The sequence below is a fragment of the Fangia hongkongensis FSC776 = DSM 21703 genome, assembly GCF_000379445.1.
GTDB lineage: Bacteria > Pseudomonadota > Gammaproteobacteria > Francisellales > Francisellaceae > Fangia > Fangia hongkongensis.
Genome location: NZ_KB902258.1, coordinates 1 through 20,738, shown reverse-complemented (window position 1 = coordinate 20,738; position 20,738 = coordinate 1). Strand labels below are relative to the sequence as shown.

The 20,738-nt window shown below is 37.6% G+C and carries 19 protein-coding genes, 1 rRNA gene and 1 pseudogene; 20 read left to right on the top strand and 1 reads right to left on the bottom strand.

Going from position 1 to position 20,738, the window contains the following annotated elements; translation table 11 throughout:
- Together A37Q_RS16125 and A37Q_RS0108070 are read left to right on the top strand one after the other, a co-directional pair.
- The coding region (locus tag A37Q_RS16125) for an IS1 family transposase (protein WP_018299615.1) at positions 1–260 on the top strand (260 nt) is incomplete at its 5' end.
- 204 nt (positions 261–464) lie between these two features.
- On the top strand, positions 465–3,320 hold the full coding sequence (locus tag A37Q_RS0108070) for a hypothetical protein (RefSeq protein ID WP_018299772.1): 2,856 nt from the start codon (positions 465–467) through the stop codon (positions 3,318–3,320).
- Between the two features lie 188 nt (positions 3,321–3,508).
- Here the strand turns inward: A37Q_RS0108070 and A37Q_RS16240 are convergent.
- A pseudogene (locus A37Q_RS16240) lies at positions 3,509–3,667 on the bottom strand (IS982 family transposase); the annotation flags it as partial.
- A 301-nt stretch (positions 3,668–3,968) separates the two neighbouring features.
- On the opposite strand from A37Q_RS16240, the gene A37Q_RS0108060 reads away from it, so the two are divergent.
- From A37Q_RS0108060 to A37Q_RS0107965, 18 genes are all read left to right on the top strand, one after another.
- Positions 3,969–4,325 carry a gamma-glutamylcyclotransferase family protein gene (locus A37Q_RS0108060; RefSeq protein ID WP_018299770.1) on the top strand — a complete coding sequence of 119 codons (357 nt, stop codon included), beginning with the start codon at positions 3,969–3,971 and terminating at the stop codon, positions 4,323–4,325.
- Positions 4,318–4,989, top strand: a complete 672-nt coding sequence (gene hxpB, locus A37Q_RS0108055; protein ID WP_018299769.1) for a hexitol phosphatase HxpB — start codon at positions 4,318–4,320, stop codon at positions 4,987–4,989. The genes A37Q_RS0108060 and hxpB overlap by 8 nt, the downstream gene beginning before the upstream one ends.
- The gene (locus A37Q_RS0108050; RefSeq protein ID WP_018299768.1) at positions 4,982–5,161 is read left to right on the top strand and encodes a hypothetical protein; all 180 of its coding nucleotides are present in this window, start codon (positions 4,982–4,984) and stop codon (positions 5,159–5,161) included. The genes hxpB and A37Q_RS0108050 overlap by 8 nt, the downstream gene beginning before the upstream one ends.
- Positions 5,162–5,565: 404 nt before the next feature.
- Complete coding sequence (locus A37Q_RS14990; RefSeq protein ID WP_018299767.1) at positions 5,566–6,333, top strand: HugZ family pyridoxamine 5'-phosphate oxidase; 768 nt, start codon at positions 5,566–5,568, stop codon at positions 6,331–6,333.
- 8 nt (positions 6,334–6,341) lie between these two features.
- A complete protein-coding gene (locus tag A37Q_RS0108040) occupies positions 6,342–7,067 on the top strand; it encodes a MotA/TolQ/ExbB proton channel family protein (RefSeq protein WP_018299766.1) in 726 nt (241 codons plus the stop codon).
- The gene (locus A37Q_RS0108035) at positions 7,036–7,452 is read left to right on the top strand and encodes an ExbD/TolR family protein (protein WP_018299765.1); all 417 of its coding nucleotides are present in this window, start codon (positions 7,036–7,038) and stop codon (positions 7,450–7,452) included. Before A37Q_RS0108040 ends, A37Q_RS0108035 begins: the two co-directional genes overlap by 32 nt.
- Positions 7,453–7,530: 78 nt before the next feature.
- Complete coding sequence (locus A37Q_RS0108030; RefSeq protein ID WP_018299764.1) at positions 7,531–9,654, top strand: TonB-dependent receptor domain-containing protein; 2,124 nt, start codon at positions 7,531–7,533, stop codon at positions 9,652–9,654.
- A gap of 2 nt (positions 9,655–9,656) precedes the next feature.
- On the top strand, positions 9,657–10,340 hold the full coding sequence (locus A37Q_RS15875; protein ID WP_018299763.1) for an energy transducer TonB: 684 nt from the start codon (positions 9,657–9,659) through the stop codon (positions 10,338–10,340).
- A 1-nt stretch (position 10,341) separates the two neighbouring features.
- Positions 10,342–11,193, top strand: coding sequence for a heme/hemin ABC transporter substrate-binding protein (locus tag A37Q_RS0108020; RefSeq protein WP_018299762.1), 852 nt, complete (start codon positions 10,342–10,344; stop codon positions 11,191–11,193).
- Positions 11,190–12,227, top strand: a complete 1,038-nt coding sequence (locus A37Q_RS0108015; RefSeq protein ID WP_018299761.1) for a FecCD family ABC transporter permease — start codon at positions 11,190–11,192, stop codon at positions 12,225–12,227. The genes A37Q_RS0108020 and A37Q_RS0108015 overlap by 4 nt, the downstream gene beginning before the upstream one ends.
- Entirely contained in the window at positions 12,227–13,006 is a 780-nt protein-coding gene (locus tag A37Q_RS0108010; protein WP_018299760.1) for an ABC transporter ATP-binding protein, read from the top strand. Before A37Q_RS0108015 ends, A37Q_RS0108010 begins: the two co-directional genes overlap by 1 nt.
- Positions 13,007–13,221: 215 nt before the next feature.
- Complete coding sequence (locus tag A37Q_RS0108005) at positions 13,222–14,076, top strand: fumarylacetoacetate hydrolase family protein (RefSeq protein ID WP_018299759.1); 855 nt, start codon at positions 13,222–13,224, stop codon at positions 14,074–14,076.
- A gap of 145 nt (positions 14,077–14,221) precedes the next feature.
- A complete protein-coding gene (locus tag A37Q_RS0108000; RefSeq protein WP_018299758.1) occupies positions 14,222–14,533 on the top strand; it encodes a helix-turn-helix domain-containing protein in 312 nt (103 codons plus the stop codon).
- A 66-nt stretch (positions 14,534–14,599) separates the two neighbouring features.
- The gene (locus A37Q_RS14980) at positions 14,600–15,862 is read left to right on the top strand and encodes an MFS transporter (RefSeq protein WP_018299757.1); all 1,263 of its coding nucleotides are present in this window, start codon (positions 14,600–14,602) and stop codon (positions 15,860–15,862) included.
- A gap of 244 nt (positions 15,863–16,106) precedes the next feature.
- Positions 16,107–17,426: a TackOD1 domain-containing metal-binding protein gene (locus tag A37Q_RS0107990; RefSeq protein ID WP_018299756.1), complete on the top strand. Its 1,320-nt coding sequence runs from the start codon at positions 16,107–16,109 to the stop codon at positions 17,424–17,426.
- 2 nt (positions 17,427–17,428) lie between these two features.
- Entirely contained in the window at positions 17,429–18,751 is a 1,323-nt protein-coding gene (locus A37Q_RS0107985) for a glycosyltransferase family 2 protein (RefSeq protein WP_018299755.1), read from the top strand.
- A gap of 23 nt (positions 18,752–18,774) precedes the next feature.
- Positions 18,775–19,827 (top strand): HlyD family secretion protein, encoded by a 1,053-nt coding sequence (locus A37Q_RS0107980; RefSeq protein ID WP_018299754.1) that lies wholly within the window; start codon positions 18,775–18,777, stop codon positions 19,825–19,827.
- Positions 19,828–20,634: 807 nt separating this feature from the next.
- Positions 20,635–20,738: ribosomal RNA gene (locus tag A37Q_RS0107965) — 16S ribosomal RNA — on the top strand; the annotation flags it as partial.

The following is a 20,738-nucleotide window of genomic DNA, read 5'->3' as shown; positions in this document are numbered from 1 at the left end:
TGCTGCTTAAAACATTACAGCATTTTAAGGTAAAGTGCTTTTTCAGTGATGACTGGGGCAGCTACACGAAATATATTCCTGAGAGATATCATGAGATAGGGAAGCGAAATACACAAAAGATTGAGCGTAAGTTTCTAACCTTTAGGACAAGGATTAAAAGGCTTGCTAGAAAGAGCATTTGTTTTTCAAAAAGTGAGTTTATGCATGATACTGTGATTGGTCTTTACATCAACCGAGTCGAATGGGGAAGAAACATATAAAAGACAAAGTAAAACACTACCAAATTATCTTCAAAATCACGCCACCTTTCTGCTTTAACATCAAAATCAGCATCTTTAAAATATTGAGCAAATTGTTCAAAATTATCCTTTCGTAAAATTCTATATGCTCCTTCAAATAATGCCCTTGAAAATGGAGGAAGGTTAAGCGACACTTATCGTTACTTTTGTAGAGTAGGTTTTGAAATGTTGTATTATGTTGATCAGTTAGGGGATAAAAAACAGGTAAAGTCTATAAATGATGCTATGTCGATATTTGGGTTTAGCCATCAGAGTTTATCATATAGTCAAAAGGGAGCTTTATCCTATCTTATAACAACTGAAACAGTTTCGCGTTCATATGGGGCAACACAAGCGGAACAGCTCTTAAAATGTGTTTATGATATTACAGCTAACCGTCCCACTAGCTTTGATGATATGGCAACACGATTGCCTCCCTCTGTATTATTAGACACCAACATAACAAAGTCATCAGAACAAGAGATTTTATATAGAATAGCAAATACAACAAAGCGTAATATGTCTCGGTTATTATTAACGGATGAACATTCTTCTACTTTAGTAGATCGAGATTGTGCACTACTTGGGTTCTGTAAATTAAGTGGCTATATTTTTAAGATGCATAATAAACATTCAACTCTCTATGTAACTCTAGGACGAAGCCCGACACCAATCGCTGCTTGGTTAGCTAATAATACTAAAAATTTATGTATGCTTCCTTTTTCTTCTGCACGATTAGATGAATTTTCTATGGCAAGTATAGTGGCAGCGCGCTCTAAAACTAAAATGCATTTTGATAGGTTACTTAAACCCTATTTGAGTAACAGATCGCTCAAAGAAATAGTATTAATTGATTATGCCACTAGTGGAGAAAGTATTTTTACTGCATATGGCTTAATTCATGATTACTTAGACACAGAGTCAATTAAGGTGCCTATGAAAGGACTATCTTTATGGGCAGATAGAAACGCACAAAAAACTGCTAGCATCAGTGCATCGTGGCAAAAATGGGAAGCTTTTGCAGGTTACGACCGTAATTTTTTTAGCTTGTTTTCAAATGGGAAAAGTCGTATACAACATTTGTACATAGCTGAGTTAGTTACACATGAATTAGGAGTGGTGTTAGGGGTTAATAAATGGTCTAAAGAACATAGTGAGCAAATACTTTTTGCTATGATGGATTTATTAGGAAACCAAAGCTTTGATGTTTCTTCGCCTTATGGTAAAACGCCGGTTTTGAGGGGCGTAATGCCTGCTGCGTATATGGATCAGCAGGCTTATGCTAAGTTTATACATTTACAAAAAGAGATGTTTCGTGCAGAAAGAGAAGCTAAATCTTTCCAAGCGGAAATACTTCAAATGCAGCCAGATAATTTTCTGACAAGCCAATCGCCATTTGATACTAGTAGCTCTCCAGATAAAATTATTCCAGTTACTCATAGACGTTCATCCACAAGCTCAACGTCATCTAGTTTGCTATCTAGCTCCTCTTTTGCAAACACAGCACCACCCAGCTCTAGGTCTCCTAGTACTTTAGCAGGAGCCGCCTCATCTAGTTCTTTTTTTGCAAATTCTACTTCTCCTTACGCCAACAAGTCTTTGTCAAGATCTCCATCGTTTGATCTAACTCGCCTTCCTATAAGATCTCCAGATGCCAATAGAATATCAGATAGAGATAGAATAAAATTCATTGAGTATCATAAGACTAGATTTCTTAGTCCTCATCAGCAAACAACATCCTTTATCATTACACCTCAACATGATAAGCAAAGTATTAATACTATTGGCAGCTTAACAACCACCTTATCATCCCATTTTAGAACTCATCCATTAGACAGAAATCGTAATAGACTGCTTATTATCCCAACGCGTATTCACGATGAAGTGTTATACACTCTTGTGGTATATAGCCCTTATCGAACAAAGCATCATGTGAGAATATTTAGTGTGCTGTATAGCTCAGCACGTAACAGTGCAGCTTATGTTTCTGAAGCGTTAAGTATAATACATAATGTACTCAATACATCGGGGATGAAAGCAACAGATCCAAAGAATTACACAGATCTCTATACGATAAATCCTGTATCTGATGATCATTGTACTGAATTAGGTGATGTGGCCATATTAATTGGTCGTTCTTCAGAATTGTTTGATGAGGAATTTAAGTACAGTGCAGAATGTATAAAAGAGAAGTTGACAAAATTTGAGCGTCAAATAGCTAAGAATGGAACTGATCGATGTAAAGGTAATCATTTTAACAGGTTAGCTATCTCTAATCCAACAGAGGCAGATAAGATATTGGAGCGTAACAGGAGAGCTAAAGCTTATGATTATTGCAGTCGCCTGCTTAACGACCCATTTCTCTCTTATAGGGAAGAAAAAACCTTAGAAGAATATTGTCGAAGCACCAATCCAAATGATGCGGAAAGAGGGCTTATAGTTGCAATCCAAAGGAAATTAAAAGAAGAAGAGGCGAAACGACAAGCTCGAAGAGACAGGGAGCTCGCAGAAGCACAAGCGAATGCTTCATCATCTTTAAACAGTGCTTCAGGTCCTGGCGCGTTCCTTGCCGCGCTTGCACAAAGTGTAGATGAAGGTAACCAAAGATGGAATGCTGAAAAAGAGCAACGACGCCAACAGCAGCGCTTAACTGAGGATGCAGCATATATTGCACAAAACAATGCTGATTCTCAAAGAAGAAGAGCTGAAAGGGATAGGCAATATGAGCACTTAAGAAGAAACGATGCTGCTCGGATGATGGCGCAGCGTGCAGTCAATGGCGCGTCATCATCAAAAACAAACAGCAATTCATCATGTTTACCAACATCTTCTGCAAGCCTTTCTCGGGCTACATCTGTAAGCTCTTTTGCATCATCTTCAAACAGCTACTCTCGAGCGCCATCTATCGCTTCTTTAGTTTCTTTATCTTCTGAAAACTGGGAAACCTTACTGTTTAAAAGTGGCCTTGATTCTGGCAAAAGTTTTGGTGATAATTTTACTGATAGTCGTGGATTTAAAACTAATCCTAGTACCTTTTGGTAGAAAGTGGAGGCTTTGTCTGAGAAAAAGGCAGGTCTATACGAAAGATACCAGCTATTCTCAGTCAGTTGAGTTCCCTATGTGTCAGGATAGTTGTCGCTCCTGAAAAAGTAGCTTTTCACATTTTTTTCACACTACAGGACAGTAGCCACTGAACCCCTTTATTTTTAAGCGTTTTCATGTCATTTTTGTTTTGCCAAAAATTCTCCAATGATCTCCATTGTGATAACCTCTGAATCTGATAGTTTTGGAGCAAAGCCCCGTTGGCGTAATTTTTTGTTTTTTAGCAGTTTTAACAACATATCATCTACCAAGCAGTAAATATTAATGATAAAGTCTTCTAGTGGCATGAGTTTCGCTCGCTTTTTGTTGGTTTTTTTGCAATTACAAACTTAAAGCAAGCCCTCGTGCCACTCAAGAGCGCCATTCAATTATTTGCATTTAAAAGTCGAGCATGGCGTTAAGTTATAAAAAAAGCGTATGATTGGCTTGATGATCATCAGAAGGATATTTTACACAATGGAAATATCCTGATGGAGGACTGGAGTTATGGCAAGGCATTAACGGCTTTAGCAATAAAGTTGAACACATTAAAAGTGCAACAAGGTATCAGTTAAATTTTAGATTTAGATAAAGCGCAATGAGGAACAGATGGGAAGGACAGATTTATTATTTTCATATGGAACACTACAGGATGAAAAGGTGCAAATTTCAACGTATAAACGCACGCTTAATGGAAAGAAAGATAGTTTAAGTGGATATAGGCTTTCAGTCATTAAAATTACAAATCCAGAGGTTGTGCGTTTAAGTGGAAAAAAAGAGCATCCAGCACTTGTTTTTACAGGAGATAAGGCGGATTTGGTTTTTGGTATGGTATTTGAGCTTGATCATGTTGAGCTGTTATTAACCGATAAGTATGAGGGGCATGATTATCTAAGAGAGGAAGTCACTTTAGACTCGGGGAAAAAAGCGTGGATATATGTGCCAAAAGGAGAGGTGGATGCGTAATATAGCTACTGCCGTTATCTATGATATGGATGGGGTGATTGTAGACTCTGAACCATTGTGGAAAAAAGCTGAAATTAAGGTGTTTAAAACAGTTGGCATTGAGCTCGATGACAATTTATGTAATCAGACCAAGGGGCTTCGGATCGATGAGGCAGTTGAGTATTGGTATCGTCGATACCCTTGGGAGAGATACTCTGTAAAAGAGATTGAAAATACTGTTTTGGATGAATTTATGCATTTAATTCAATCCAGTCAATTAATGAGAGGGGTTGTAGCATCACTCGAGCTTGTCCAGTCACTGGGTTGGGAGATTGGCTTGGCATCTTCCTCTCCTATGCGTTTAATCGAATATATTGTCGGGACATTTAATATACGACCCTATTTTAAGGCGCTATGCTCAGCAGAAAATGAAGCTTATGGTAAACCGCACCCAGCTGTCTATTTAACCTGTGCTCGTATGCTCGGAGCCGATGCTAAAAAATGCATTGCGATTGAAGACTCTGTCAATGGAATGATTTCGGCATTAGCCGCATCGATGAAGGTAATCGCTGTGCCAGAGAAAGTAGAATACCAAGACCAACGTTTTGCTGTTGCTAATAGGAAGCTTCATGCATTAGATGAGATAGACAAAAGGCTTTTGCTTCAACTAGAAGCGCATGGCTGATTTTTTTGCTATTTCTTACAATATTGCTTTGGCAATTTTTGGTGGCACTGCGCCCTTGATTGTCACTTATTTGATTAAACATAAAGTCACTTTGCTTGCGCCATCATGGGTTTTAATGATTGGAGTCTTAATTTCACTTATTAGCCTTTGGTTGATTACAAGAAGAAAATAGCGATGACTTTTGCTTGTATTTAAATATTTATACCCATCACAAACCATTTTACAGTATTTCTGCTATTGAATTTCTCGCGATTTTGAGTGATTGGATTTTGTCAATAGTCCTAGCTATTACCTGCACTTCAATCACTCAAATTCATCAAAAACTTCTTCAACATTAAGTACCGCAAAATGATTTGCGAGGGGTATATATGAGCTCTTTTCAGTAGTGCATTTTCAACTCGGTAATTCTTAGCTTCAGCATATATGTGAAAATGCTATTCTATGGGAGCTTTTGCTTAGTTATATAGTGAAATTATTTTATCAATGAATAAATTCAAAATAATTTGCCTATCAATATTGATTATGATTATGATAAGCATTATCATTTAAATATCGATAATAATTATCATTACCAAGATGGATAGAGAGCAAAAAGCATTAGAAACTGCAATTAGAGCTAGAAAAATTGTTAAAGAGAGACTCTTTGGCGTATTAGCAACACACTCAAAGGCAATGCCCGGTTATCCGTTTGGGTCGCTTGTGCAATATATGATTGCAAATGATGGTGGCTTATTGCTGTATATTAGTAAGCTTGCCCAGCACACCCGAAATGTCCTTGAAGATACACGAGTCTCTTTAACTGTTGTTGAAGACAGCATAGATGTTCAACAAGCAGGAAGGGTTACGCTTTTAGGTCAATTGACACCTGTCAAAGATGAAAATGCGTTATTAAATCAATATTTTCGGTTTTTTCCAGAGTCACAGCATTATCAAGATAATATGCATGATTTTCATTTGTATCGCCTTGATATAGAAAAGGTGCGATTTATTGGTGGATTTGGGGATATTAATTGGGTGAGTAGAGAGAATTTCTGTGTTGAAAGTAGCTTTAAGTGCCAAGAAAAACTTGAATCAATCAAGCATATGAATGACTCACATCAAGATGCGCTTATTGGCTATTGTAAACTGTTCAATATCCACTTTAGCCAAGGTAACCAGATAGAAATGGTCGATTTTGACCATGAGGGCATGTGGCTGTCGGTTGAGCATAGAAAGCATTATATTAGCTTTGGACAAGCTATTTATAATACGGCAATGTTAAGGGCGGTGTTGGTTGCGCTTGCTAAGAAAGCACGAGCAGCGGATAAGTTATCTGAGCATAAAACGCTAAGTAATTTAGCTTAGAGATACGAATGATTAACTTAGCTCAGTTTCTACATCAGTTTGGTGTAATCGCCTATGTGATGATAGCGGGAAGTGTGATTATTGTTGCCATTTCAATAGAGCGCTTAATAACGCTTTTATTACAACCAAAGTTACCGTTAAAAAAAGCAGATAAACTTCATCAGGATTATGCTAAAGGCGATATATCAAAAGATAATTATCTTAAAATGCTCTACCAGCTCTCACACAATAAAGAGCTTAAACGCTGTTTTAATTATCTTAGTGATGAAGATCGTAATCTTGCAAAAACAAGGGCGTCAAGCTATCTGCAACAAAAACGACAGCAATTACAAAGACCGTTGTTATGGCTTAATTTCTTTGCGGTAGGCTCTCCGATGCTTGGGCTTTTGGGGACGATATGGAGCATGAGTCATTCTTTTAGTGCCTTGGCTCAGTCTTTGGCAGGAGATGGGCTGGGTAAAATGATTCAGTATTTATCCGAGGCAATGTTTGCAACAGCATTTGGTATTGTCTTGGCATTGATGAGTATGTTTGCTTTATATCTCCTACGCCAGCTAACAGAGAAGTACTTAAATCGTTATGAGGCTTTTTTGAATCAGTTGTTTTGTGATGTTGAGTCATTAACAAAAACAGATCAATTGCTAAAATCATTGACTCAAGATACAAAGATGAGTAAGGCGAAAAAGATAGAAAAGGTGGAAGATGATTTCAAGTCATTCTCAACATCAAACTGATAGACTTATCAGCGAAGAGCCGAATCTGATTCCACTTTTAGATTTTATGTTAGTGCTTTTAATTATGTTTGTGATGTTGGCAGGTCCCATACAACATATGCTCTCAATTCAGCTTCCAAAGGTTGCTAAGAGTGCAGAGTTAAAAGTGAATACAACGACACTTACTATTGTTATTAAGGGGAGCAGCCAGTTTCAAATTGGAGAAAATCAATTTACCAGTGAGGACGATTTAAAAGCATATTTACAGTCAAATACAGCGATTAAAGAAAACAGGGTTATTAATGTTGCTGCCGATAAATCTGTTGACTTACAGACAATGCTCAGTGTTTTTTCTGATATGAAATCATTGGGTATAGAAGTTGCCAACATTCGTGTTAACCAATAATAGATAGTACGTACAAAAAAGCGTAGAAAAAATTAAGAGAATCAAAAGAAGTAAAAAGTTAAGAAGGTGGGGAAATTCATGAAACACTCTGTTTTGCATAGATTAATATGCATCAGTTTATATACAAGTGTGCCTTTTGTAAGTGGGTATGCAGCAGAAAGTCAACCAAATAAAGACGCTTTAGATGGTTCGGATAATGCGCTTATTAAACCCAAGGCAGTTGATTTGGGTAATATCGAAGTAGTCGCTTTAAGAAAATCCCTGCCAAAAGTGGATGCGAAAAAACAATCAATGGCAAGCGGTACGCAAAATACGGGGGCGAGTATTCCAGCTATTAGTACGCATAAAACAAGTATTCAAAATTTAGGCCAGTCCACTACAAATACACTTGATATGATGCCGGGGGTATCTATTATGGGCGGTGCAAGATCAGTCACGCAAAATATTAGTGTTGGCGGATTAAGTGGTGACAGGGTGTATGTTGCGATTGATGGCATTAATAATAATTTCGCTTCGTTTGGTCATAATCAAACACGACTTTTGCCTAGTGCATTTTTGTACAAAGAGGTGAATGTGAGTCAAAGCGGTAGCAATATCACATATGGAAGTGGCGATCTTGGCGGGGCTGTGAATTTTACAACACTTGATCCTGAAGACTTTCTAGATGGAAAAGACTTTGGCGGTCAGCTGTCACTGGGCGGAGCGACAGGGGATAAAAGTGGCAATGCCAATACCGCACTTGCCTTTAAAACGGGTCCTGTGAGTTACCTTTTTGATGTGGTTGGTGCAAGAGCGAATAATATGCGCCTTGGCAATGGTGAAACCTTACAAAACTCAGCGAACAATGATCTACAATATTTAGCTAAAGTGAATGTCGATATTTCAGATGATCAATGGTTAAAGCTTTCCTTTTTATCCATGCAGAATGTCGGGCAATACCCTGCCTCAACCAATAAAAGTACAAGTTCGACAAATCCACCGTCTAACTTTAACTACTTTCAAGCACAGTCAATGGCAGAGTATCAGTTTGATCCGGGTAATCCATATGTTAATTTTAATGCCAAGCTCTATTATAATGAGAATCATTTTGCTTCAAATCCAGTGAATAATGGTGGCGGGTTTGCGCTTCCTCAGAGTATTCATGTTAATACCACAGGAATAAAGCTTCTTAATAGAACCACGCTTTACCAACAGCATTTTCTCTATGGAGTAGACTATAGTTATATCAATGGTTATGATACTGAGCACAGTAACACAAGTGCTAACTTCCCAACGGCTAACCAGCAGCAATACAGCGCCTACCTGCAAGATAGTTGGGATATTCTGCCAGAGTTAAATTTAACTGTGGGTGGTCGTTATAACGGCTATCAAAGTCAAAGTGGCAGCAATAAAAATAGTGATGGACGATTTACCAAGCAAGCGTCCCTTCGTTATAAATTTTATAAAGATTATAGTGTCTTTGCAGCTTACACAGAAGGCTTTAGGGCGCCAAGCATTCAAGAGTTATATTTAGGCGGGAATCACCCAACTTCAGCTTCAGGACCTGTATTTTTAACCTTTTTGCCCAACCCTAATCTTGCGCCTGAATATAGCCAAAATAAAACCGTAGGCATTGAAGGCAAACAAATATTTGCCAATAAGCAATCAATTGGTGCCTCGGCAAGTGTCTTTTTAAATGATGTGAAAAACTATATTTTAAATGCAACGGTTACTCCAGGCTTTCCTCAGGTAAATCAAAACATTAACATTCCAGAGGCAAGGCTTTATGGTTATAACTTATATATCAATTATCAAAATCCATTTTTTAGTATTCTAAGCAATTTTACCTACACCCGAGGTACCAGCGAATCGGCATACACCAATGAGGATGGCGCTTCCATTCCTGCAGGAAGTGCTTTACCCATTCCCAGAGCAAAAGGACTTGTGTCATTGATGGTGCCGATCTCGCTCATTGATAGCAATGTGACAACAACGATGCAATATGCATTAAGGCAAAATAATGTGCCCGCTGGAACTGCTGAAGTGCCAGGCTATGCACTTTTAAATATCAACTACACCTATAAGCCTCGTTTTGTTAAGGGGTTAGTTTTCTCTATCGGTGTGAATAATCTCTTGGATCAATATTATCAAGATTATGATGGCACAACACTTGTTTCAGCGATGGGTAGAAGCATTTATGGGCAAATGACATATAGGTTTTAATTATGATCACTGCGCTCAATAAATCAAAGTTTTTGATTTCACTTTTGCTGGCATCAGCGGTGAATGGGGGTGTGCTTTATGCGGTCTCGAATAAAATTGAGAATCACTGGCAGCTAAAGGAGAATACCCTTAGTGTCGAAAAGCTAAGCACTTTATTATTAAGCGCAGATCCAAGTGTGCGTCAATCTTCTGAAAAATACACACAAAGTATCTCTGAAACAGTGGATAATAACGAGCCGCCAGAGCAGAAAACTAATCAAAGTGCACTTGAGCAGAAAAAAGATCTGAAAGAGAAAAAAGATCCCTTGCAAGATAAGAAGAAAGTAAATCAAAATAACACGCATCAAAGCGCACAAATAAAAGAAAAACTGCTGCAAGATAAAGCGCAAAAAGCATCACCAAAGATTAATCAACATGCGAAAGTAAGATACGCACCTCCACCTTTAAGTTATCCAAAAGAGGCTATTGATCAAAATATTCAAGGCAAGGTGAAATTATTGGCCAATATTGATGTCAATGGGAATGTAGAGTCAATTAGCATTATTCAATCAAGCGGCTTTGGTATTTTAGATCAGGCTGCAAAAAGATGGTTTAAAAAACTTCAATTTTTTCCTGCGCTTAAAGAGAGTGCAGCAGTCCCTTCCACTATTATAAAAACTGTTAGTTTTTCGCTTAAGGATCATTGATATGACAAAAATAAAGATAGCTCGAATAAGGCAATTTGTTGTTGCATGTTTATCGTTCTTTTTTTTCTCGCTCGGTCATGCTGAGCGCATTGTAAGCATTGGTCCATCGGCAAGCTCAATCATTCAGGCCTTGGGGGATGAAGATGAAATTGTCGCTGCTGATAGCGAAAGCATGGATTTGCTGCATAATCATGTTGATCTGAAGGATATTGGTTATATGCGTGCACTTAGTATTGAAGGAATTGTTGCACTTAGACCAACGGTGGTGATTGCAGATAGTAGCGCATCACCAGTTAGTGTGATTCAGCGCTTATCAACACTTGGCATTCATGTTGTTATGCTGGAGAAGATCACTCAAATTAACTCAGTTTATCAGAATGTTAAGCTTATTGGTTCCGCGCTTAATCGTGAGGGTGCAGCAAAGAAGCTGATCAATCAGATGAAGCTCAAGATAAATCATATAAAAAAGCTTGTATCTAATGCAAAATCACCTTCTGTTGCTGTGCTTTTAGCATTATCCAGTAACAAGGTTTATATGCTGGGCAAGGGCACAAATGCTGATAAATACCTTTCATTTATTCAAGCAAAAAATGCGGTTTCCTTCGTGGGGATGAGACCTGTATCAAAAGAGGGCTTACTGTCAATTAAAGCAAATGTGGTTTTAGTTGCTAAGACAAATTTGAAAGAACAAAACCCCTACCCAGATGCGCTTAAATATCTTGCAAGTGAACACCATAGTCAGATTCATGTGATTAATGCAAAGCTATTAGATAGCTTTGGGAGTAATTTTGCTGATCATTTAGGAGAGATGGCGCAAAAAGTATATTCGAATAATCAAGGCAAAAATGTATGAAATCAAGTGCTGCCTATACGCTATATCTGCTGCAAAAAAGACGCTATTTTATAACAATGATGATTTTATCTTTTCTTATCGTGGTGATTGGGGTTTGTTCGCTTAAATACGGGGCAATGAGCATTAGTTGGGGTAAGCTTTTTTCAAATGATGCATTAGCAGGTCAGGTGGTTTTTGAATTAAGACTTCCTCGAATGCTCGCTTCATTATTAGTGGGCGGGGCGCTTGCGTTGTCAGGTGTGCTGATGCAGGGGCTGTTTCGAAATCCATTAGCTGATCCTGCACTTTTAGGCATGACAAGCGGGGCCTCTTTATTTGCGATGCTTTTTTTACTCAGTAGTAGCTTTTTTGTAACAACATCAAGTTTTCTATCAGAGTGGGGGCTTGCAATCAGTGCGTTTATTGGCAGTTTAGTGGTAACGTATTTAACTTATCTATTATCTCTGACAAAAGGCAAAAGTAATATTGCGCTGTTGGTATTATCTGGTGTTGCGATTAATGCGCTTTGCGGTGCTGTCATGGGGTTTTTAACTTACCTATCCAGTGATGATACGCTAAGAAGCATTACATTTTGGAGTATGGGGTCTTTAGCCAATATCGACTGGCTGGATGTGTATTTGTTGCTTCCATTTATATTGATGGCACTTTTTTTAGTGAAAAGAAGTGCCAAGTATTTAAATGCGATGATATGTGGCGAGGAGTATGCCAAAACCTTAGGGCTTAATGTACAAAAAGAAAAGACAAAAGCAATTTTAGCGATTGCTCTTTTAGTTGGAATTTCAACGGCGGTTGCGGGTCCCATTAGTTTTGTTGGACTTGTTGTACCGCATATTATGCGTTTTTTAATTGGTCATGATCAAAAGTATTTGATGCTGTTATCAACCATTTTTGGTGCGCTGCTTGTTGGGTTTTCTGATGTGCTTTCACGCGTGATTTTATCACCAGCAGAAATTCCCATCGGTTTAATCACGGCAATAATTGGGGCGCCATATTTTATGTATTTACTGCTAAATATGAAATATAAAGGTATCTGATGTTAGAAGTTAAGGGCTTAAGTGTAACAGTAAATCAAACGAACTTATTAAATGATGTATCCTTTAGCGCTCCTTTGCATCAAATTACCGGTATTTTAGGCGCAAACGGCGCTGGGAAGTCCACGCTTTTAAAAGCGATTATGGGTCAGATTGACGCTACAGGAGATATTGTGTTTTTCTCACACAATATGGCAAGTTATAATGCTATTGAGCGTGCAAAAAAGCTCACCTTTGTCTCACAACATGAATCGATTGACGCAAGGATTAAAGTCATTGACTATGTTTTATTGGGAAGATTGGCACATCAAAATCACCTATCTAGTTTTAATGAAGTTGATTATGAAATTGCGCTTAAGGCTTTGGCTTATTTTGATGCAGAAGCATTTGTTAAAAAATCTTTTCAGACACTCTCTGGTGGTGAGAGGCAACGTGTGCAATTATCCCGAGCACTTTGTCAGTTAGCTCAGGATAAAGGTGTCTATGAAGGCTATCTTCTTTTGGATGAATACAGTGCGCATATGGATATTTACTATCAGCGCTATACACTTGAGATGCTGAAGAGATTAGTTCATGCCTATCCTTTAGGTATTTTACTTATTGGCCATGAGTTGAACCTTGCCCTTCATTATTATGATCAATGTCTGCTGCTGAAAAATGCTCATGCTATAGGCTTTGGTCCAAGTCAAAATATACTAAACGATCAGCTTATCTATCAAGCGTTTAATACTAAAGTGAGACAGCTGGAAGTGGGGGGTCGGGTGCACTTGTTGATGGAGTGACAATATGGCTAAATTGCATAATTTGAATCTCAATGAAATCTAACTCAATGGGGCGCATCGATAACCTAATAAAACCAAAGCTAAGGGGCTAAAACGCTCAAAGTGATGTCAAAACGTTTAACAAGTTCGTTGCGTCCTGTGTTATTAATGCAAAGTGAGGCACTTTTAGTGTAACCTAGATCATCAAAAGGTTAAAATAATCCAAAGGAGTAGCGATGAAATTAGTGCGTTATGGGAATAAGGGCAGTGAAAAAGCTGGAATGGTAGATCATGAGGGAAAAGTGCGAGACTTATCTGCGCATATTCATGATATTGATGGCCATGCACTTTCTCCCGAGAGCTTGGATAATCTAAAGAAAATTAATCCAGATACCTTGCCTCTAGTGGATGAAAATACACGAATTGCAGCACCTGTAGCCAATGTTGGGAAGCTTATTTGTGTGGGACTTAATTTTTATGATCATGCTAAAGAGATGAATATGGCAGTGCCAACAGAGCCTGTATTATTCAATAAATTTACAAGTGCTATTTGTGGTGCGTATGATGATATTGTGATGCCACCTAATGCACAAAAGGTAGATTGGGAAGTGGAGCTTGCCATTGTGATTGGCAAAGAGGGTATTCATATTCCCGAGTCCAAAGCGCTAGATCATATTGCCGGATTTTGTTTGGCAAATGATGTTTCAGAGCGCAGCTATCAGCTTGAAAAACAAGGGCATTGGACAAAAGGCAAAAGCTATGATAATTTTGCGCCACTTGGTCCTTGGCTTGTTACACCAGATGAAATTGAAGATGTTAATAATCTATCAATGACAACGCTTGTGAATGGCGTGTGTTATCAAAAGAGTAATACAAATAATATGATTTTTTCTCCTGCCTTTTTAATTGCTTATATTAGTCAATTTGGCAGGTTATTGCCGGGGGATGTGATTATCACCGGCACACCGGCAGGTGTTGGTGTTGGTCATAAGCCTCAGCCTGTGTTTTTAAAGGCAGGTGATCAAGTTGAAATCTCAATTGAAAAACTGGGCAAGCAAAGTCAATTTCTTCGAAGCTATGAGTGTGTATAAACCAATTTCCACATTATAAAATCAAAGCGGTAGATATAAATTAATATCGGATCAAAATCATTTTCAGCTATAGTAATTTTTCCTATATTAAGATCGAAAAACAAACAGATATGATGGGCTCTGTCATCAAATGTTAGGAATAATTATGATCAACCAATATACAAGTGAAAGTTTTGTTCAAGCTGTTGAAACTCACTATCAAAAGCCTATCTGTGAAGCACTTGATGAGCTATGTGATGAAGGAATTAGCTATGAAGAGCTTGCTCAGATCTTAAACTATAAAACCTCAACAGTAAGAAAGTGGTGTCGAAAATATAATATTCGCTTGAGAGCCAATCAAGGCGATCTAAATACAAAGTCTATAGCAGATATATTAGCGTTATCTGTAGAGCATATAAATACAAAAAATGTACTGTATCGAAAATGGGGAAATGGGCAAGTTTGTGGAAGCAATTAATAGTCATAAAGTGATGTATTAATGGTATAGTTATATTATCTAAAGGAGTATGATGCGTTGTTATCCATGTATGAGAAAAGAGCAGTTGTCGTTAGTAGTATTGGCGGTGTTTTGGAGTTTTTTGATTTTACCCTGTATGCAATATTTGCGCCTTACATAAGTCAGGTATTTTTCCCAAAAGAAGATAAATTTATCAGTCTGTTAATGGTGTTTTTTATTTTTGCAATTGGCTATTTGGCAAGACCGTTGGGTGGTGTTTTATTTGGGCATATTGCTGATAAATATGGGCGGGCGAAGGCATTTTCTTCCAGCATTCTTATTATGGCCTTGTGCTCTTTATTCATTGCACTTTTGCCGGGTTATAAAACTTTAGGGTTTAGCGCAGCTATTTTACTGTTATTCTGTCGATTACTACAGGGTATCTCTTTAGGGGGAGAGATTCCCAATGCAAGTATTTTTGCAGCAGAGCATGTGAAATATGCCAGAAGAGGTTTGGTGATTGGCTTTATTTTCATGTGCATCACGCTTGGCAATGTGCTTGCTGGCCTTATCGGTGTTTTTTTAACGCATATGTTTACTCATCAGGAGATTTTAAATGGCATGTGGAGAGTGCCTTTTTTGATAGGCTTTGCAGCAGCTGTTATCGCGTATTTTTTAAGACGAGGTGTGTTAGAAACCCCGGCGTTTTACCAGATGTTAGCAAAGTCAAATACATTGAAGATGCCTTTATTATCCGCATGCAAGAAACATCCAAAAGAGCTTGTTGCAAGTTTTGCACTGGTTGCGTTACCGGCGTGTAGTATCTCAATGCTATTATTTTATCCAACTTATTTTTCTGATGTTTTTCACCTCAGTAGCCAAAATAGTTATATCATTACAACCTTCAATTTTATTGTTTTGGCTTTTTTATCGATGGTTTTTGGGATGCTGTCAGATAAAGTAAGCCGAGAAAAAGTGCTAATGTTAGGCAGTTTACTTGCATTAATAAGTGGAATAACAAATTTGATACTCATTGCAGTGTGTATACCGACTCAAATCCTGATGATTGTATCAAGTTTATTTATTTCTATCTCAAGTGCCATCGTCAATGGAGTATATGCGGTTACAATATTGGAAAAATTTGCCGTTAACATTCGAAGCACAGCAATGTCACTCAGCTATAATCTTGGATTTGCGATTATTGGCGGAATTACGCCATTATTATTCGTTTGGCTACTGAAGTTAACACATATTAATACAGCGCCATATTTAGTATTTACGTTTATGGCTGCAATTACATTTGTTGCAGCGCTGGCCTATTACCGTGATAGGCATTTTGAACGAAGCTAGTACCTCTTTTTCCATTCATATGAAGCCACATAGGGCATTTAATGCTTTTATTTTATTCTAGATGTTTAGTATGCTGTTAGAAGTGCTATGAATATCTGTTTGATATTTAATCAATTCGGTGATAGGATACGTTTTGCTTTATTTAAATAAGTAAATATAGATACACCGTAGATGATGAGAGTATATGCGGGGATGCATTGACCCATTTATAATGCATAATGGAAATTTTAGACTAGGGGGTTAAATGCGAGTGAATACTGCAGTGGTTCAGCCTTGGCTGCCAGATGGTTTTAGGGAAACTGTAAATTATTCCATGTTGGAAATGCATGTTTTTAATACGCTTGAGGAGTTGCTAGATGCTGATGTTGCATTTGAGTTAATATTGTTTCATTCACAGAATGAAAATATTGCGTTAGAGGATATTAAAAGGATAAGAGCATCTAAACACTATTTGGCGCGAATCGAGCTATTTGAATCAGATGATGGGAAATTACAAAAAACAGTCAATGAAATAGGACTCATTCAACAACGAAAACAAAAAAGCAGTCATTTTATGGCGCAAAGTCAGGCTGAAAGGTTGTGGCACTTTCTTTATATTTGGGATGTTGAGCTCACAGTGACAAAAAGTCCACTCGCGTCGCGTTATTACTTTTACCCGTTGTTGCAAGCGTTTTCTTTAGAGCGTGATTATGAACAGTTGATTAGAGAATGGTGTAAGGAGAAAAAAATAGAGCCAACAGGCTTTGTTGCTAGCTATTTTGCTTGTAAAAGCTGTTTGGCTTCTCAACTTTGTTTCACAGATCACTGTCCAGAGTGTCACTCTCAAAACCTTACATCATCAGATTTTTTGCACTGCTTTAGTTGTGGCAATATTGCGCCTGAAGATCATTTTATGCAATCAGATCAGCTTATTTGTAAACAGTGCAAAGCAAAACTTAGGCATATAGGTATAGACTATGATCGTGCGCTTGAGAATGAAATATGTAATGATTGTGGTGCGGTATTTCAACAAAGCCACTTAAGTGCAGAGTGTATGCATTGTGAAACCATACAGGAAACTGATGAGTTGGTTAAGTGTTCGGTATATCAATACCGATTGACAAAAGAGGCAGGTATGCAGCTAAGTGAATTTTCAAAGTATGATGCCATGTTTCACAAGACAGATCATTATATCAAGCCTATTTTTTACTGTCGTTTTTTAGAATGGGGGCTTGATATGAAAGATATTCATCCGGCCTATGAGTATGCATTACTGTCCGTTAGACTAACTCAAGCCGCATCGCTATTTGAAAAAAGTGAGCTAAATAGGCTTGTTAAAATGTTGGTGAGTAATTTACGTAAAACAGATATGTTTACCTATATTGAGCCAGATATGATATGGATTCTACTGCCAAATACCCAAGCTGATGATGCGTTTATTGTCCAAAACCGCATTGACGACATATTAAATAGGGAGCGTTTAACTTCCCATGTAAAAGAGCTTAGGACTTTTAATTCTTCATTCATTAAAACTTGGGTGCAAGATGGAGAAGTGATATTGGATAAACTACAAAATACACATTGATCATGGATTTCTTTTCTCATTTATGGCTCTATTTATCTGGACTTTTATCAGCAGGAGAGTTAGACGCGTTTATTTTAAAGTTCTTTCTTTTTTCTTTGCTAATAGAAATTCCGCTTTATCTCATTATCGTTTTTGCTGTGATGTATAAGTATCTTCAAGAAACTTTAATGGCAAAAAGGCGCTTTGGCTATTACCCAAAGGTCAGCTGTATAGTTGTTTGTTATAATGAAGGGAGGGATATTGTTCAGACAATACGTTCATTAGAGCAGCAATACTATCGTGGTGTAGTTGAGATTGTTGTTGCAGTTGATGATGCGCAAACAAATACACATACTTTGCAAGCAGCAAAGCAATATGCGAAAAGCTTTAATCATTCGCCTAAACGGGTATTAAAAATTATTGAGAAAAAAACACGTGGTGGACATGCCTCATCGATGAACCTATGGAAACTTTATTGCACTGGTAAAATCATTATTAATCTTGACGGGGATAGCTCTTGTGATAATGATATGATTAGTAATGCTGTGCAAGAGTTTCACTCTGAAGGGGTTGTTGCATGTTCTGGGACGTTAAAAGCACGAAATGCAGATCAAAACCTTTTAACTAAGCTGCAAGGCCTTGAGTATATTTTGGGGATTCACTTAACAAGGGTAGGCCTTGGAGTCATGAACATGGTAAATAATTTATCAGGAGCTTTTGGTATTTATCGTGCGGGCTTTTTGAAGAAAACCTCTGGCTGGCGAAATGGCTCTGCTGAAGATTTAGATTTAACGCTGCGTATAAAAGCATATTTTAAACGACATAAAAATATGCGTGTTGTTCATAGCCCCAATAGCATTGTTTACACAGATGTTCCATCGACAATCATCTCTCTTTTCAAACAAAGAATGCGCTGGGATGGAGATCTTTATTATATCTATGTATCACGCCATAGGAAAAAAATATCACCAAGGTTTATGGGGTGGAAAAATTTCATCTTTACCTTATGGTCAGGGCTGTTAATGAGTGTGGTTCTGCCTTTTGTGATTGTTGCAAGCTTAATGTATAGTCTTTTGACTTTGAATTTATATGTGTTTTTAGGGGTGTTGATTTTGGTTTATTTATATTATTTAGCGATTACACTCATATTGTATTTAGTTTATTGGGTGTTTATATCCGAGCGAAAGTTATATGATGTCAGTTACCTGTTGGTGGTTCCATTGCTGCCTATCTACAATATTTGCCTTAAGTTTGTCACGGCAATAGCCATATTTACAGAGATTTTGATTCGTTCACATAGAGACAGCACAATGGCGCCAAGTTGGATTAATAAAAAATCACGTTAGTTTAAAAATAAAATGGGATCGTTATGGGGTTTAACTTTAAGAAAAAGCAGATTAATAAAGCGCTGAACTTGAACGCTGCACCAGTAAGAAAAAATATTGCCAAATGGCAGTGGTATCTAGTTGTTGTCATTGTCTTAAGCCCGCTTATTTATTTTGCTTGGCTTTTGTTTAGTAACTATTTTTTTATTAAGGCGCAAGGATTTGTACAGTTTGATTTGTTTCATGTTAGATCACCTGAAAAAGCATATATTAAATCGATTGATGTAAGGCCAGGGGAGGAGGTTAAAAAGGGCCAGTTGTTGTTAAGGCTTACATCTAAAGAGCTTGACAGTGAGTTTAAGAGTATCCAAACGCAAATCACCCTATTGCAAGAAGCGAGCAAAGAGCATAAAGATCATGAATATCGCTATCTATTAAAGATGGTAAATGAAGCGAAGCGTTATATTGAACAGACAGAAACTATATACAATAACTTCTCTTCATACCGTGATCAGGGGATTATGACAACTTTAGAGTTGCAGACCTCTCAGCGTGATATGCATGAAGCACGTCAAGAGTTGCATCAAATTGAAAGACAAATTGCAGAGAATCGATCTAGAAATACACTCGATCAAGAAAGCATATATAGACGCGAGCTACGAGCGCTTATGGCGGACTTAAAGCAGCTTCATACAAGAATTGAGGCGCTGAATATCTATGCGCCTGTTGCAGGTGTGGTTAATGAGGTTTTTTTGCATCAATATAGCTTTACGTTATCAGGTGATGAAATTATGGATATTTCAACCTATCAAGGCTTGCATATTAAAGCCTATCTTAATCCAAAATTTTTAGGTCGGGTAGAGAAAAATGATAGGGTGATAATAAAGTTTGCTGATGGCTATGCAATTAAAGGCATGGTGAGCACTAAACCAAATTTTTCAACACAAAGCACTAAAACACCGACAGTGTTTGATGATAAAAATAAAAAGGTAGTGCTTATTATCAAACCACTAGAGATTTTGCCACAGAAATATATGGTGAACTACTTGCCTGTGTCAGTTGAAATAGGAACCGTGTTATCCAAGTATAAAACGTAACTGCTTAATACTGATATTATTGGTGCCACAAAGATAGCTAGAGCAATAAAGAGTACAGTGCTAGCAATTGCTGAGAGTTTTTTTACTATTGTTTAAGGTCATTGCGCGTTTCCTATATTTTGCGGGTTGGTGCTACCTTGGCTTAGGATAATAGTGATCTTTATCATTAGGAGTGACTTTTTGGTTACTCGCTGCATTGATAAATAAAGTGCTTGAAATCAAAGTGCTGAGTTTCATTCTATAGCTCCCAAGTTTCAGATATGATCTGGGGTAGATGTTTTTAGATAGAGCTGTTCTTACATAGCAGCTGCTGAAGTATTTGTGTCAGCTAAAGCTACGACTGATGCATAAGAAGTAGATACAGCACCAGCAAGTGTTGCTACGATCAGGGTGGAAGCGATAAATTTTTTCATGTTGTTCTCCAAGTGTTATCTTTTAAGGTCTTTAATTTTGTTTCAGCAGTTGGTATTTTTAACTGCTTGAGATGAGCTTATCAATCTGATGGATTAAAGTCTGTTTCATCTGTGTAACAGTTGGTATTGTTTTTGATACATGGGTTTAGGGTGATTTTGCTGTATTTATACTCAAATTTGCTGTTGTTCTGATCGATTTGAAATAATTTCCAAAAAAGTTGTTTAAAGGGGTTGCTGAGTTGGGATTGATGTGTATAATAGCCCCTCGTTGCCAGCGAGAATGGTTGCTGGGATAAGATGTTTAAAGAGATAGAAATTGTAGATACTTGAATACTTTGAGGATTAAGTAATTGCGAGGTTATGTTGGTTTATGCTGATATAATCTTAAGGATATAAACTGAAGAGTTTGATCCTGGCTCAGATTGAACGCTGGTGGTATGCTTAACACATGCAAGTCGAACGGACTTGTTAACCTGCTTGCAGGTTAACGGTTAGTGG

What these genes read in the sequence shown, in the direction of transcription:
- A37Q_RS0108070 (WP_018299772.1), top strand. Translation starts at nt 465, where the DNA reads ATGTTGTATTATGTTGATCAGTTAGGGGATAAAAAACAGGTAAAGTCT.
- A37Q_RS0108060 (WP_018299770.1), top strand. Translation starts at nt 3,969, where the DNA reads ATGGGAAGGACAGATTTATTATTTTCATATGGAACACTACAGGATGAA.
- hxpB (WP_018299769.1), top strand. Translation starts at nt 4,318, where the DNA reads ATGCGTAATATAGCTACTGCCGTTATCTATGATATGGATGGGGTGATT.
- A37Q_RS0108050 (WP_018299768.1), top strand. Translation starts at nt 4,982, where the DNA reads ATGGCTGATTTTTTTGCTATTTCTTACAATATTGCTTTGGCAATTTTT.
- A37Q_RS14990 (WP_018299767.1), top strand. Translation starts at nt 5,566, where the DNA reads ATGGATAGAGAGCAAAAAGCATTAGAAACTGCAATTAGAGCTAGAAAA.
- A37Q_RS0108040 (WP_018299766.1), top strand. Translation starts at nt 6,342, where the DNA reads ATGATTAACTTAGCTCAGTTTCTACATCAGTTTGGTGTAATCGCCTAT.
- A37Q_RS0108035 (WP_018299765.1), top strand. Translation starts at nt 7,036, where the DNA reads ATGATTTCAAGTCATTCTCAACATCAAACTGATAGACTTATCAGCGAA.
- A37Q_RS0108030 (WP_018299764.1), top strand. Translation starts at nt 7,531, where the DNA reads ATGAAACACTCTGTTTTGCATAGATTAATATGCATCAGTTTATATACA.
- A37Q_RS15875 (WP_018299763.1), top strand. Translation starts at nt 9,657, where the DNA reads ATGATCACTGCGCTCAATAAATCAAAGTTTTTGATTTCACTTTTGCTG.
- A37Q_RS0108020 (WP_018299762.1), top strand. Translation starts at nt 10,342, where the DNA reads ATGACAAAAATAAAGATAGCTCGAATAAGGCAATTTGTTGTTGCATGT.
- A37Q_RS0108015 (WP_018299761.1), top strand. Translation starts at nt 11,190, where the DNA reads ATGAAATCAAGTGCTGCCTATACGCTATATCTGCTGCAAAAAAGACGC.
- A37Q_RS0108010 (WP_018299760.1), top strand. Translation starts at nt 12,227, where the DNA reads ATGTTAGAAGTTAAGGGCTTAAGTGTAACAGTAAATCAAACGAACTTA.
- A37Q_RS0108005 (WP_018299759.1), top strand. Translation starts at nt 13,222, where the DNA reads ATGAAATTAGTGCGTTATGGGAATAAGGGCAGTGAAAAAGCTGGAATG.
- A37Q_RS0108000 (WP_018299758.1), top strand. Translation starts at nt 14,222, where the DNA reads ATGATCAACCAATATACAAGTGAAAGTTTTGTTCAAGCTGTTGAAACT.
- A37Q_RS14980 (WP_018299757.1), top strand. Translation starts at nt 14,600, where the DNA reads ATGTATGAGAAAAGAGCAGTTGTCGTTAGTAGTATTGGCGGTGTTTTG.
- A37Q_RS0107990 (WP_018299756.1), top strand. Translation starts at nt 16,107, where the DNA reads ATGCGAGTGAATACTGCAGTGGTTCAGCCTTGGCTGCCAGATGGTTTT.
- A37Q_RS0107985 (WP_018299755.1), top strand. Translation starts at nt 17,429, where the DNA reads ATGGATTTCTTTTCTCATTTATGGCTCTATTTATCTGGACTTTTATCA.
- A37Q_RS0107980 (WP_018299754.1), top strand. Translation starts at nt 18,775, where the DNA reads ATGGGGTTTAACTTTAAGAAAAAGCAGATTAATAAAGCGCTGAACTTG.